Source organism: Chitinophaga polysaccharea (assembly GCF_902150045.1).
GTDB classification, from domain to species: Bacteria; Bacteroidota; Bacteroidia; order Chitinophagales; family Chitinophagaceae; genus Chitinophaga; species Chitinophaga polysaccharea_A.
This window is the reverse complement of record NZ_CABFVU010000002.1, coordinates 614,500-628,370: the sequence shown is the minus strand read 5'-3', so window position 1 is coordinate 628,370 and position 13,871 is coordinate 614,500. Positions and strand designations below refer to the sequence as shown.

Sequence of the window (13,871 nt, the reverse complement as noted above, 5' to 3'; positions counted from 1 at the left end):
ATAATTTAAAAGTCTTTGTAATACAATAAGATAGATCATCTTATTGTATTAATAAATGTAAAAAAAGGCTTTGGCCAAATGTGAACCAAGTTTACAAAAAGTAATATTTTAATACCTTTGTGTCCATTTTAAATGGAATGAATTAACCATTACATAATATACCGTATGGATATTTTCGAGAAACTGCTGAAACATCTGGGCCCTATCGGGGAGCATTCAGACAGAGCCCATGGCTATTTTGCCTTTCCTAAACTGGAAGGGGAAATAGGCCCCCGCATGAAATTCCGGGGAAATGAAAAGATTGTCTGGAGCCTGAACAACTACCTGGGTTTAGCCAACCATCCGGAAGTGCGTGCTACCGACGCCAAAGCTGCTGCAGACTTTGGAATGGCTTCTCCGATGGGAGCGCGTATGATGAGCGGAAATACCAACTACCATGAGCAGCTGGAGAATGAGTTGTCCGACTACATGGGTAAAGAAGCAACTACCTTACTGAACTATGGTTACCAGGGCATCATGAGTGCTATTGATGCTGTAGTAGGCCGCAGGGATGTAATTGTATACGATGCAGAGTGCCACGCCAGTATCCTGGATGGATTGCGCCTGCACCCCGGCAAGCGTTATGTATTCAAGCATAACGACATGGAAGATTTTGACAAGCAGATGAAACGTGCTACTGAACTGGCTAAAACACAGGGGGGTGGCATACTGGTGGTTACTGAAGGCGTGTTTGGCATGGCCGGCGACCAGGGTAAACTGAAAGAGATCGCTGCATTTAAAGATAAATATGAGTTCCGCCTGCTGGTAGATGATGCCCACGGCTTTGGAACAATGGGTAAAACTGGCGCCGGTACCGGTGAAGAACAGGGCGTTCAGGATAAAATTGACCTGCTGTTCAATACCTTCGCAAAATCCGGCGCTTCCATCGGCGCTTTCATCAGCGGAGAAAAACAGATCATTAATTACCTGCGCTACAACATGCGCTCCCAGATATTCGCAAAATCCATTCCCTTACCTATCGTAATCGGCCACCTGAAAAGGGTACAGCTGATGCGCCAGCATCCTGAAATGAAAGCGAAGCTGTGGGATAATGTGAATAAACTGCAGAATGGCCTGAAAGAGCGCGGATTTAATATCGGCAGAACCAATTCCCCGGTAACGCCTATCTACCTCCAGGGCGATATTCCCGAGGCTACGGCAATGTGCCTGGATCTGCGTGAAAACTACAACATCTTCTGTTCTATCGTGGTATACCCTGTTATTCCAAAAGGACAGATCATTTACCGCCTGATCCCAACCGCTGCCCACAGCGATGAAGATATTGAGCTTACCCTGAAAGCGTTTAGCGAAACCAAGGCAAAACTCGATGAAAAAGTGTACCAGGTGGCTGAAATTCCGATGGTATAACTGACACATTTTATCATATAAAATTAAAGCCTTCCTGCTTTTCAGGAAGGCTTTTCTATTAAAAATGGGAAAAGGCCAGAGGGGTCATAGCTGAGAAGGTACGGCAAATCGGGTAAAACAAAAAGGGCTGATGTTACTCAGCCCTTTACTTCAAATCGTTCTTTCACTAGGTGTAATTTTTCATTAGATTTCATCAGGACATGGTAGAGAACAATTGGCTTTCATAGAAATTGGAATAACCAAGTGATTCCAAGTATCTTATAAATAAGTTTTATCTTAATTCGGTTTTTTTGCTCATTGATACTATTCAAAAATAGGGTAGATTTCAGCAAAAATTATAACACGTCCGTGGGATTTTGTTAATGGCTTGTTAAAGCTTCCATACTGCGGCGATAAATCACCAGGATACCGTTCTGTTCAATAATTTCCCGGCCTGCATAAGGATTCTCGTGCATACCCGCTATACTTTTGTACCGAAACAATACATACTGAACCTTTGCACTGCCATTGCAGTAAAGGAGCAGGCATAGCACTTTCGTTAATGCCGGCAATATATATTCAAATACAGCCTGTTTAAGCGTCTGTACCATGAACCTGCACTTTGGCCCTGTTAAATGGTAGAACCGGGGCTACAATCGCCTTAATTACCCGTAACAAAGCTGTTTTTACTGATCCTGCCGGTGGTTTGCTTAGCGGCGTTGTTAACATAAAAATGGTCCGCATAAATTATGCGGACCATTTTTTATGTTGATGAAAAGCGGAAGATTATTTCTTCAGATGCTCTTCAATAGCGGTATCATATGTTTTTTTCCAGGTGCTTATCTTGCCCCAGTCTTCCCCATTCACTTTAATGGTTTCACCGGTTACCACACCGAGCTTCTCGTAGCGTACAGAATTATCTGAAGCATCTACCAGGCCATGTAACAGGGCCTCGAACTTCTCTTTATCAGCGGGTTTAACGGTTACCACTACACGGCTCTGGCTTTCACCAAACAGGTAGGCATCTTTACGGAACTTGTTGTTGAGTGTCAATTCAAAGCCTAAACCTGAAGGCATGGCGCTTTCCAGCAGCGTAACAAATAAACCTCCATCGCTTACATCGTGAGCAGACTGGATCAGCTTGGCTTTGTTCAGCCTGGTGATGGCCTGTTGCAAGTGCAGTTCCTCATCGAGGTTGAAGTGCGGCGCAGGACTGTATTCTATACCGATGATCTTATGCAGGTATTCAGAGCTGTTTATATCGTTACGGGGGCGGCCCACCAGGTATACGAGGTCGCCTTCTTCCTTGAAGTTAAGCGTGATGCGCTGATCCAGCGTATCCAGGATACCCACCATGCCAATGGTTGGTGTAGGGTAAACCGGGCCGTCGGGCGACTGGTTATAGAAGCTCACATTACCACCGGTAACAGGCGTATTGAATTTACGGCAGGCTTCACCCATTCCCTGTACAGCGTGTACAAACTGGTAGTAAACTTCCGGATCGTAAGGATTGCCGAAGTTCAGGCAGTTGGTGATTGCCACCGGTTCGCCACCGGAGCAAACGATGTTACGTGCAGCTTCCGCTACAGCGATCTGTCCGCCCTTATGAGGATCGGCAAATACGTAACGGCCGTTACAGTCGGTGGTCATAGCCAGCGCTTTTTTGGTAGGCTTCACCAATACAATGGCAGCATCGCTTGGCGCATTGGTACTGGCGTTTGCTGTACCTACCATGCTGTCGTACTGGTTGTAGATCCAGCGTTTGGAGGCAATGTTAGGCAATGCCACCATTCTTTCTGCCACAAAACGCGGATGTTCTGTATCAGGAATATTCTGGATATCGAATGCTTTTATTTTCGCGAAATAAGCAGGCTCTGTATAAGCGCGGTGATATTGCGGAGCGCCGCCACCCAGTACCAAACTTTCAGCAGGAACATCTGCTTCCAGTTCGCCGTTCATATAGAACCTCAGGTTTTTATCTTTCGTTACTTCACCGATCTGAACGCAGTGCAGGTCCCATTTCTCAAAAATATCCAGCACCGGTTTTTCCTCTCCTTTCTTTACTACAATCAGCATACGCTCCTGGCTTTCGCTCAGCAGCATTTCCCATGCTTTCATATCTTTCTGGCGGGTAGGTACTTTATCCAGCCAGATGTTCATACCATGTTCGCCTTTCGCGCTCATTTCAGCGGTGGAGCAGGTGATACCGGCAGCGCCCATATCCTGCATACCGATAATAGCATTTGTTTTGATGATCTCCAGACAGGCTTCCAGCAGTTTCTTTTCCTGGAAAGGATCTCCTACCTGAACAGCAGGTAAATCTTCCACGCTGTCTTCCGTAATGTTTGCGGAAGCGAAGGAAGCGCCGCCGATACCATCTTTACCGGTAGCGGAGCCCACAATGAAAACGGGGTTGCCTTCACCATAGGAAGTAGCGGAAACGGTTTGGCCTACTTTTACGATACCTGCGCTAAAGGCATTTACCAGCGGGTTGGTACCGTAGCAGTCTTCAAAATAAGTTTCGCCGCCTACGGTAGGAACGCCAAAGCAGTTACCATAGTGGCCTATACCATGTACAATACCTTTTACCAGGTGTTGTGTTTTCTGATCATGAATATTACCGAAGCGCAGGGAGTTCAGCGCAGCAATAGGGCGGGCGCCCATTGTAAAGATATCGCGATGAATACCACCTACGCCGGTAGCAGCTCCCTGGAACGGCTCAATAGCGGAAGGGTGATTATGCGATTCTATTTTAAATACCACCGCGTAGCCATCACCTATATCTACCAGACCGGCATTTTCTTCTCCTGCTTTAACCAGGAGCCTGTCGCCTTCGCGGGGCAGAGACTTCAGCCAGACGATTGAGTTTTTGTAAGAGCAGTGCTCACTCCACATTACAGAGTACATACTTAATTCTGTAAAATTGGGGATACGGCCTAAAATAGATTTAATTCGTTCAAACTCGTCAGCGGTAAGTCCTAGCTGTTCAGCAATTTCTACGGTGGTTTGCATGTATTTAAGTATAAAAAACGAGATGTTTAAAAGAAGTCGCAAAAGTAAATGATTTTCCTTCAAATGCCAAGAGAACCCTCTGGTGGCTTTTCTGCTGTTTCTTTGCAGCCCGCTATCATATTATTTATTTTTAAATTCATCAGATTTAAAGTCTATCCACTCTGAATATTTGATGAAATGATAAAAAAATGGCCATTTTAAATAGCTAAATGTAATTTTTCAGTTAAAATGAACAATTTATTTGTATTTATAGCGATGTATGCGTTCTTTTGTGTAAAATAATTTACAGCATGACATCGTTACGTTTCAAAGCGCTGGAAGGATTAGCTGGCGTAGACTCCACTCTCACCGAACATAACGGTAAAATTACCGAAGTATTTGGCAGCAATGTTTTCTCTGGTAAAGTTGTTCGGGAATATCTGAGCGATGAGGCTTATAAGAGCCTGATGAACTCTGTTAAAAATGGCACCAAGCTGGAACGTAAGATGTCCGAGCAGATCGCTTCCGGCATGAAGGCATGGGCAATGAAAAAAGGTGTAACACACTACACACACTGGTTTCAGCCACTGACCGGCACAACTGCAGAGAAGCACGACTCATTTTTCACTTTGAAAGGTGATGGTACTGCACTGGAAACATTTGATGGCGACGCACTGGTACAACAGGAACCAGATGCTTCCAGCTTCCCTAACGGCGGCCTGAGAGCTACCTTCGAAGCCCGTGGCTACACTGCCTGGGATCCGTCCTCTCCTGCTTTCATCCTGGAACAGAATTATGGTAAAACACTCTGCATCCCTACCATCTTTGTTGCCTACACCGGCGAATCCCTGGATTACAAGGCACCACTGCTGAAAGCGCTGGCTGCTATGGATAAAGCTGCAGTAGACGTATGTAACTATTTCGATAAGAACGTTACCAAAGTAACCGGTACCCTGGGTTGGGAACAGGAATACTTCCTGGTAGATGAAACTATGGCTAACGCCCGTCCGGATCTGATCATGACCGGTCGTACCGTAGTAGGTCATGCTCCTTCCAAAGGACAGCAGCTGGAAGACCACTACTTCGGCGCCATTCCTGAGCGCGCTTACGCTTACATGCGCGATTTCGAAGTAGAATGCTACAAACTGGGTATTCCTTTAAGAACCCGCCACAACGAGGTAGCTCCTTCCCAGTTCGAGTGTGCTCCTATATTTGAAGAAATAAACATCGCAGTAGACCACAACTCCCTGCTGATGGATGTAATGAATAAAGTGGCAAAACGTCACAAACTGAAAGTGTTACTGCACGAGAAACCTTTTGCAGGCATCAACGGTTCCGGTAAACACAACAACTGGAGCATGTCCACCGATACCGGTGTAAACCTGCTGGCTCCCGGTAAAACTCCGAAGACCAACCTGATGTTCCTCACTTTCTTTGTGAACACCATTAAAGCGGTGCATGACTACGCCGACCTGATGAGAGCTGCTATTGCTTCTCCAAGCAACGACTTCCGTCTGGGCGCCAACGAAGCACCTCCTGCTATCATCTCCGTATTTACCGGTAAATACCTCTTCGATGTACTGCAGGAAGTTAAAAACCGTGTAAACAACAAGTTCGACGAACAGGACGAAGCTATCCTGAAACTGGATCTGCACCGTCATATTCCTGAACTGTTGCTGGATAACACCGACCGTAACCGTACTTCTCCTTTTGCTTTCACCGGCAACAAGTTCGAATTCCGCGCGGTAGGTTCTTCTGCCAACTGTGCTTCTGCAATGACCGTTCTGAATACAATCATGGCTAAAACCCTGGTTGACTTCAAAGCTGAGGTAGATTCACTGATCGAAAAAGGCGAGAAAAAAGAGATTGCGATTATGCAAACTCTTCGGAAATATATTGTAGATTCGGAAAAAATACTGTTCGAAGGCGACGGATACAGCGAAGAATGGGAAAAAGAAGCTGAAAGAAGAGGTTTACCAAATGTAAAAACCACTCCTAAGGCACTGGATGCAATGGTTACGCCAAAAGCAACCAAACTCTATGCTGAAACCGGCGTTTACAACGAAAAGGAACTGCACGCACGCCACGAAATACTGCTGGAAGATTATGTGAAGAAAGTACAGATCGAAGCCCGCGTTATCGGCGACCTCGCTACCAACACCATCCTCCCGTCTGCTATCAGCTACCTGAACGATCTCGTAGTTAATATCAACGGTTTGAAAGAAATTGGCCTGGGTGAGGAAGCAATAAAAGCTCAAAAACAAATTGCTGGTAAAATAGCTGAACATATTAACGTAATCAGTGAGAATGTACAGGCTATGATTGAGGCCCGTAAGGTAGCTAACAAGCTTACCGACAGCCGTCAGAAAGCGATTGACTACTGTGAAAAAATTAAGCCGTACTTTGATGTTATCCGCTACCACTCCGATAAACTGGAGTTCCTGGTGGACGACAAAAAATGGGCACTGCCTAAATACAGAGAGCTGCTTTTCTTGCGATAAAACCGTAAGATTGTTTTGGTGTATGATTAGCCCCGGATCTTCATCCGGGGCTTTGTTTTTTTTACCCCTTTACTAACCCCAAGTAGGGATTTGCCCAACCTCCGGTTATAACTATCTTCACATTATACCTATACCCCGATTTTCCTGTACCGTACACCTACAGCCAACAGCCGGTTCACACATTTTAATAACAAATACACACCCCACATGAAAAAACATCTAAGCCCCGCGCTTGGCGCCATGCCCCTTGCCTGCTCCCTGTTTATCAGCAGTTGCCTCAACCCGCCGGTCATACTTCCTGATAAACAGTATTTTGAAATTACCGGCATAAAAGGGGAAACCTTTGCAGGCGAAAAAGATTCTGTAAAGATTGAGACTGTAAATAAACTGTGTCAAAGATTAAAAATTCAAGATCTTTAATACAGTTTTTTTTATGGAACCAAAAGGAAAATTTGACTACGAAGCACTCAAACGGAAGACATTGGAGCAACTGCGCTCTGGTAAGTCCCTGTTTGGCAAAGATGGAGCTTTTGCGTCACTACTGAAAGATATTCTGGAAACCGCACTGGAAGGCGAGATGGAAGCTCATTTGGATGACGAGCAGCGGGCAAATGGGAACCGCAAGAATGGTAAGAATCGTAAATGGCTTAAAACAGCAGATGATTTAATCCGGAATTGGGACTATTTCAATAAGTGTGTAAACTTAAAAATCGGGGATCAAATTAATAATTAGATTCTCACTCTTTTATCAAAAATAGTTAAAAACTGATTTAGGACCATGCCCCAGTTTCTAATGGGCATGGTCCATTTTTTTGATACTTCCCGTAAAGCCAGGTATACTGATTTAAGGACAGCTTCATCAGTAGGGAAGGATAGTTTGTTTTTGGTATATTTTCTAATTTTACCGTTCAGATTTTCGATGAGATTGGTCGTGTAGATGATCTGTCTGATCTCCATGGGAAAGTCAAAAAAGACAGTCAGGTCTTCCCAGTTTTCGCGCCAGCTTTTGATGGCGTATGCATACTTTGTACTCCATTTAACATCCAGGGCGTCAAGAGCAGCCATGGCAGCCTGTCTGGTTGGTGCAGCATAAACATCCTTCATATCGGTGGTAAACTCCTTTTTATCTTTCCAGACTACATAGCGGCAGCTGTTACGTATCTGGTGTACGACACAAACCTGAGTTGCAGACTGAGGGAACACCGATTTGATAGTCTGAGTGAAGCCATTAAGATTATCCGTGGCTGTAATTAGAATATCTTCCAGGCCACGGGCCTTCAGATCTGTAAGTACAGTCATCCAATAGGCAGCTGATTCATTCTTACCCAGCCACATTCCCAGGACTTCTTTGAGGCCATCCCGCTTTAGGCCGACAGCGATATAGACGGTTTTATTCACCACTTTGCTGTTCTCCCGTACCTTGAACACAATGCCATCCATCCAGACTATGAGATAAACCGGTTCTAATGGCCGGTTTTGCCAGGCGACAATATCTTCTGTCACCCGGCTGGTGATGCGGCTGATCGTGGCCGTGGAAACGTCAAATTTATATACTTCTCTTATTTGCTCTTCGATGTCGGACACACTCATTCCCTTGGCATAAAAGGACACAATTACCTCTTCCAGGCCCTGAGCCATCCCTTCGCGTTTAGGGATGATCATAGGATTAAAGCTAGCATCACGATCTCTGGGAACTTTTATCTCAGATTCACCATAGCTGGTCTTAATCTTCTTCTTACCATAGCCATTACGGCTATTGGCACTATCATTATGTTCATGCTTGTCATAGCCCAAATGGCTATCTAGCTCTCCCTCCAACATCTTTTCAATACCCCGCTTCTGAATCTGGGCAAGAAAATCGTTTAGCTGATCTGCTGTTTTAAACTGCTTCAGAAAGTCGTCTGATAAAAAATCTTCTGTCTTCATAAAACTGTATATGCTTTAAAATTAAAAAATCAGAGCTAAACCCCGATTTTTAATATTTACACAGTTTATGAGATAGTGTCCCGGAATTTTTAAGTGCAATTTTTAATGCACTCACTTTATCGAAACTTTGACAAATAACGTTTTGTTCCAATTTGGTGTTCCTAAATATCCAGCTTCATTAGGATTAATAATTATTGCAGTCTGCCTTAAATAAAAAGATTTTGCTTCGTCTGGGATTTTTGCATTACATAAAACTGATCGGTTACCCGTGATCCAGCTTCATAAAACGGATCAAATATATTGCTTACTTATTTTTATAAGTATTTACTTATTTTATCTATGTTCTAATCTAAATCAGATTCTGGATTTTCATCTATTGATGTCGTAATTATCCGAATGATTTTTACTTTCAAATAATCTCCAAAATGTGTTCTAAGTTCATTAAAAACGTTATCTGGTGCCCTGTCTGTTTCATAATATCTGATAAGGTCAATTTTAGAAATTTTTATTTTTTCCATAATAATTTCATCAGTTATTATAAAATGTTTCTGCGAAGCATTTTTCTTCAGTTCAGTAATTGTAGCGTTGAAAGGCTCAAATTCAATGCGGACGCCAGTCGGCTTAAGTTTACTCATAAAAATATTATTCTTTTGCTATTATATGTGTTGATTTGTCATAATAAAATTGCTTTGTTAATGGTGGGTAATAGGGAGTATAAGTATAATAAGCAAATACCATCCAATGCAAGGTAAAAATTGTTTCTGGTACAGGCAACAAAGGAGTACAGTCATAAGTTACTTGCGAAACTTTGGCAGTTCTGGTAACTTCACGTCCATTACTTGTGAAGTAAGCCGACTTTGGGTACACTTCAACACCAATATTAATAATACTAGTTATTAAGCCATATTGAGAAACAGCGTCTGCACTTTCACTAAAAACAAAAGGTACACCACTGAAAAAATTTTCCTCTGTGTTAGATTCAGGTATTTTTGGAAGTGTTGGTGGAAATATAGGAGTGGTTGTTATTTTAGGATATAATATTGTTTCTGTTGTTATTTTTCTCAAATTAATTGTTCCAGATTTAATTTGAAGACTGTCTTTTTTTATGTGAGTAATTTTTCCATCGGGATGTTCAATTTCTATGCTGTCACTATTATAATAGTCGTGAATTTTATAAACTTCAACACGCGATTTTTCAGTGGGCAAATCATTCTTAGTATTCTTTTGGCAAGAAAATAACAGAAACGCAAAAATGGTGAGTAATTAACCTTGTTTCAACATTTGATAAATTTTGAGTGAATATTTGAAGAAAGATAACTGTCAGTATTGAAGGCAAGAAAATAGGGAACAGGTGCAATCGTTAAAACATATTTTCAATATTTTCCATGATTACACAAAACTGATCTACCAATAAAGACAGGCCATTTCTAAAAAGGGTGATCAAAACCAATCAGCTGAATATAAAACGACACTTTTGTGTTATATTTTTTACATTACACAAAACTGATCGGTTACCTGTAATCTTGTTTCACAAACCGGAGGTTTTGAATGTGGCTGTTTATTATCTCCTGGAACCGATCTAGGTACGACATCCAGAATGAGTAAAGCCGAACAGGTGCCTGGTGCACTCCCAAAAATTATTTTAAACGTACAGTTTTTTTGATTGACTCTACAATACTGTTTTCTTCCTCAGACATCGTCTTGTTGCATTCTAATACAATAATAGTGTATTTACCCTGCTTTAAATCAGATGCGATCTCGGTATAGCAACCGCCACCAAAGGTATATTTGACTATCAAGAATTTCGCTCCATTAAAGATCTCTATAGCAGACGAATAATTATCAAACCCAAGACCATCGTACATTTGCTTTCTTTCGCTGAGGCTAGCAGGCATAAATCTATTCGGCTCCCCAGCTCGTACAACCAACCCAATACCCTTATCGTTGTAGTAATATATGTCTTCATCAGAGTGCTGCATTGGAACTGATAAATGCTTTTTTATCAGAGTTCTGTATTCTGTAACTGGAGTCTGCTTAAATCCTTTAGGAAGTTGAAATGATGCTGAAGTGTTACCAACTTCCTGAGCAAAACTTGAAAACGAGACAATAGTAGTCATTAGAGTTACGAGTAAAGAATATATTTTTTTCATGTCATTTATTTAAGAAGGAACTATTGATTATATAAAAAATTAACAAGGGGTTGCAACTGGCTTTTTTGAATTATTATCCAATTTTACTGGAATAACTCCACCCCCATCAAGTGGATCTACATATATGTTTATGGCCGATCCAAATATCGAAAGCAGTCCTGCCAACCCATACTGCAACTTATTTGACTGATTTAGGAAATTTTCTTCAAAGGCGACCGGATCTGATTTGAAAGACTCATATAATGTTTTAATCTTATCCCAGTCATTCAACGTTATAATATAATTATTGTCTTTTGTTACCACTGTAATACTTGCATTATTGATAAAGAAATTCTGATCGGATGGATAGAGCTTAAACGCTGGACTGGTTAAAGCCTTGTCTACAAGGTCAAGTATATCCTGCGGACTAGGGGCGCTTCCCGAGGGATGGCTGTGGGCAAACCCGATAGTATATCCGTCCCCCGCATTCCATGTGAAATTAGAATGTATTCGATCTACGTTATTATCAGAGTAGGGCGTCTTTTGAATCCATTTTCTATTGATATCTGTAGAACTTAATACCTGTTCTACTCCCCATTCGTTTGGGGATGTTGCAAGTTTATCCCTTAAATCATTCAATGGTTTACTGAAAGCGGGGTCTTTCATGTTATTGTCGATAGTTTTCTTTTCGTCGCAAGGATTTTTAATAATAGTTATACTACCACCTCCACCTCCGATCGGATGGGGAGTTCCCGGGTCTAAGGGAACGGGAGTAGGTTTTCTACAAGCGTTTTGTGCTATGGCTGGGATTACATGATTATAGAAATCTGAAAACATTAATAGCACGCGTTGTATTCTCTCATTCTCTTTGTCGTAAACAATCTCAACATCATGAGAAAAGAACGAAGCTACCAAATAATCGAATTGTCTCATTATAAGGGTATAACCTTCAGGACAGACCTGCATTTTCAAAGCAAGGTCCGACACAGCGTTTCTCCAAACGTAAATATTGATGCCTTTTACATCGACTGAAGGTAAGGCATTTCCATTGCTACTTATAAGCATAGATTTTTCTCCAATCACACTAAGCTTGTTATTGATTTTTAAATCCGGCTGCGGTAACAATTTCCAACGCCATTCATCTTTTACTCCAGTTTTAATCAAGTTTTCCCTATAGGATACTATAGTTTTAAAAATAACATCATTCGGGTCTTAGCCTAATGAATACTTGCGTATTAGCTCAGATGTTATCTTTATTTGTTCAGCACTTACTTTTTCATAGAAAGAGAAATCTTGAAAATTACTTTTTGCTGCTTCATTCATTATAATGTCCATATAAGCGGGGTCATTTAAAATACTGAGTACTTTTAATGATGGATCATCTATGAGTTGTTTGGGCTGATTTGTTGAATCAGGAATTTGGTTTTCTTTTTTGCATGAATTTAAGAGTCCCAAAGAAGTAAAACCAGGAGAACATGAGAAACAGATAATTTATTTTTCATAGGAAACTTATTATACTAATAATAATCCTAAATAATCTATCTGCCATTAAACATGTTTAATAAATCAAATTGGTAGAGAAAGATTAACACACAATGGTAGTCAGTGTTGACTCGATGCTGAATAAATAAGTACTTTGAAATTACTTGTCTCTATTGGATTTTAGTGGAATTTGGAATGGAAACGATTTGAAAATTACTAAAACTTCGTTTCGGTGTGGGATACAGGGAAGTGACACTAAGGTGGTAATGGCGAGTATAATTGAGATCGAAAAGAAACAGGTCACTTTTTATAACCACCGCAATTGTGTAACACAATAGTGTTATAATTTTCATTTTACACAAAACTGATCAGTTTTGTGTAAATCTTCCGCAAGGATCACTTTTCGGCTGGAACCGTTAAAAAGTAGTTACATAAAACCTTTACACAATTTCAAATTACATTATATTTGGTAGTTGATGTAAAAAGTGTAATATATGCTATATGGATATACACGACAAAGCCGAAAGCGGCGCGGGGTGAAAGTGCTTCTATTGAGGAACAAACTGAAATACTGAAGGCGGCAGGCTGTGAACGGATCTTTATAGAAAGGAAGTCCGGGAGGAAGGAAAGAACGGAATTTAATAAATGATGGCGGAGGTACGCCCTGGTAATGTTATAGTAGTGAAAGAGCTTTCCCGGCTGGGCTGGACCGCGCTACAGCTTATTAAACTTTTCCGCGATTTTACGCAAACGAACATCCACTTTGTAGCGATCAAGCAGGGGATTAATACCAGAATGCAGACCGGAAAGCTGATGTTTCACCTTTTTTCCGTTTAGCTGAAAATGAAATCAACGAGGTAGAAGAAAGAACGGATGATCTTGTAGAATATGCGAGAGAGCGGGGAAAGAAGGGGGGCGGGCTGCCGGCTTTCAGGAAAAGCTGAAAAGACTGCGGACATGGTACGGATCCTTTACCAGCAAAAGCAAAGTATTGCCGATATTCGTAAGGCCCTGAATATTGGTACGGGAAATCACCTACAACGCCAAAGGCAACCCTGTAAGCCTCATTGGGTCCATGGTATCCACAGGCTACCCGAAATTCCTGCTGGGACATGATTCCAAAAACAGACTCCGCGTAAACATCGGCGCTTATGAAAGAATCCCTACCTATGAGCTGGCCCATCAATATGTGTACGACCAGCAAAACAGGATCATCGCCGACAGTATTTTCTATTTCGGACAGTACGATCCTGCCAGTCTCACATTGATATCCGGTACATCACATGCCACATTTGTGGTTAATTTCACTTACGACAACCAGCACAGGATCACGAAATCCGTTAACAACAGGGTTGATAATATGCCCTATCATTACCTTACCAGTTCTTATTTCTACAACGCTGCGGCAATGCGTATAAAATTGTAACATAGTACAATGAAGATCCGCCCACTGAAT

At 41.8% G+C, this 13,871-nt stretch carries 12 protein-coding genes and 1 pseudogene; 6 read left to right on the top strand and 7 right to left on the bottom strand.

Going from position 1 to position 13,871, the window contains the following annotated elements; translation table 11 throughout:
• Positions 1-165: 165 nt before the first annotated feature.
• Entirely contained in the window at positions 166-1,407 is a 1,242-nt protein-coding gene (locus FN124_RS17255) for an aminotransferase class I/II-fold pyridoxal phosphate-dependent enzyme (protein WP_142686018.1), read from the top strand.
• A 359-nt stretch (positions 1,408-1,766) separates the two neighbouring features.
• Here FN124_RS17255 and FN124_RS17250 read toward each other — a convergent pair whose 3' ends face one another.
• The gene (locus FN124_RS17250) at positions 1,767-1,997 is read right to left on the bottom strand and encodes a hypothetical protein (protein ID WP_142686017.1); all 231 of its coding nucleotides are present in this window, start codon (positions 1,995-1,997) and stop codon (positions 1,767-1,769) included.
• 175 nt (positions 1,998-2,172) lie between these two features.
• Positions 2,173-4,398, bottom strand: coding sequence for a phosphoribosylformylglycinamidine synthase subunit PurL (purL, locus tag FN124_RS17245; protein ID WP_142686016.1), 2,226 nt, complete (start codon positions 4,396-4,398; stop codon positions 2,173-2,175).
• 290 nt (positions 4,399-4,688) lie between these two features.
• On the opposite strand from purL, the gene FN124_RS17240 reads away from it, so the two are divergent.
• The 3 genes and pseudogenes from FN124_RS17240 to FN124_RS17230 all read left to right on the top strand — a co-directional run.
• Positions 4,689-6,878, top strand: a complete 2,190-nt coding sequence (locus FN124_RS17240; protein WP_142686015.1) for a glutamine synthetase III family protein — start codon at positions 4,689-4,691, stop codon at positions 6,876-6,878.
• 207 nt (positions 6,879-7,085) lie between these two features.
• Positions 7,086-7,298, top strand: a complete 213-nt coding sequence (locus FN124_RS17235) for a hypothetical protein (protein ID WP_142686014.1) — start codon at positions 7,086-7,088, stop codon at positions 7,296-7,298.
• A 13-nt stretch (positions 7,299-7,311) separates the two neighbouring features.
• Positions 7,312-7,548, top strand: a pseudogene (locus FN124_RS17230) (IS256 family transposase); the annotation flags it as partial.
• A gap of 59 nt (positions 7,549-7,607) precedes the next feature.
• Here FN124_RS17230 and FN124_RS17225 read toward each other — a convergent pair.
• The 5 genes from FN124_RS17225 to FN124_RS17205 all read right to left on the bottom strand — a co-directional run bounded on the left by FN124_RS17225 (position 7,608) and on the right by FN124_RS17205 (position 12,097).
• Positions 7,608-8,804: an IS256 family transposase gene (locus FN124_RS17225; protein ID WP_142684445.1), complete on the bottom strand. Its 1,197-nt coding sequence runs from the start codon at positions 8,802-8,804 to the stop codon at positions 7,608-7,610.
• A gap of 344 nt (positions 8,805-9,148) precedes the next feature.
• Positions 9,149-9,439, bottom strand: a complete 291-nt coding sequence (locus FN124_RS17220) for a hypothetical protein (protein WP_142686013.1) — start codon at positions 9,437-9,439, stop codon at positions 9,149-9,151.
• A gap of 7 nt (positions 9,440-9,446) precedes the next feature.
• Positions 9,447-10,010 carry a hypothetical protein gene (locus FN124_RS17215; protein ID WP_142686012.1) on the bottom strand — a complete coding sequence of 188 codons (564 nt, stop codon included), beginning with the start codon at positions 10,008-10,010 and terminating at the stop codon, positions 9,447-9,449.
• 431 nt (positions 10,011-10,441) lie between these two features.
• Positions 10,442-10,954 (bottom strand): hypothetical protein, encoded by a 513-nt coding sequence (locus FN124_RS17210; protein ID WP_142686011.1) that lies wholly within the window; start codon positions 10,952-10,954, stop codon positions 10,442-10,444.
• 39 nt (positions 10,955-10,993) lie between these two features.
• Positions 10,994-12,097 carry a hypothetical protein gene (locus FN124_RS17205; protein WP_142686010.1) on the bottom strand — a complete coding sequence of 368 codons (1,104 nt, stop codon included), beginning with the start codon at positions 12,095-12,097 and terminating at the stop codon, positions 10,994-10,996.
• A 963-nt stretch (positions 12,098-13,060) separates the two neighbouring features.
• Between FN124_RS17205 and FN124_RS31810 the strand changes: the two genes are divergently transcribed.
• Positions 13,061-13,252: a recombinase family protein gene (locus tag FN124_RS31810; RefSeq protein ID WP_142686009.1), complete on the top strand. Its 192-nt coding sequence runs from the start codon at positions 13,061-13,063 to the stop codon at positions 13,250-13,252.
• Between the two features lie 181 nt (positions 13,253-13,433).
• Positions 13,434-13,841, top strand: coding sequence for a hypothetical protein (locus tag FN124_RS17195; protein ID WP_142686008.1), 408 nt, complete (start codon positions 13,434-13,436; stop codon positions 13,839-13,841).
• Positions 13,842-13,871 lie beyond the last annotated feature (30 nt).

Bases quoted from the DNA above. Each gene is read 5' to 3' on its own strand.
- FN124_RS17225 (WP_142684445.1), bottom strand. From the start codon at position 8,804: ATGAAGACAGAAGATTTTTTATCAGACGACTTTCTGAAGCAGTTTAAA.
- FN124_RS17210 (WP_142686011.1), bottom strand. From the start codon at position 10,954: ATGAAAAAAATATATTCTTTACTCGTAACTCTAATGACTACTATTGTC.
- FN124_RS17250 (WP_142686017.1), bottom strand. From the start codon at position 1,997: ATGGTACAGACGCTTAAACAGGCTGTATTTGAATATATATTGCCGGCA.
- FN124_RS17220 (WP_142686013.1), bottom strand. From the start codon at position 9,439: ATGAGTAAACTTAAGCCGACTGGCGTCCGCATTGAATTTGAGCCTTTC.
- FN124_RS31810 (WP_142686009.1), top strand. From the start codon at position 13,061: ATGATGGCGGAGGTACGCCCTGGTAATGTTATAGTAGTGAAAGAGCTT.
- FN124_RS17255 (WP_142686018.1), top strand. From the start codon at position 166: ATGGATATTTTCGAGAAACTGCTGAAACATCTGGGCCCTATCGGGGAG.
- FN124_RS17235 (WP_142686014.1), top strand. From the start codon at position 7,086: ATGAAAAAACATCTAAGCCCCGCGCTTGGCGCCATGCCCCTTGCCTGC.
- FN124_RS17240 (WP_142686015.1), top strand. From the start codon at position 4,689: ATGACATCGTTACGTTTCAAAGCGCTGGAAGGATTAGCTGGCGTAGAC.
- purL (WP_142686016.1), bottom strand. From the start codon at position 4,398: ATGCAAACCACCGTAGAAATTGCTGAACAGCTAGGACTTACCGCTGAC.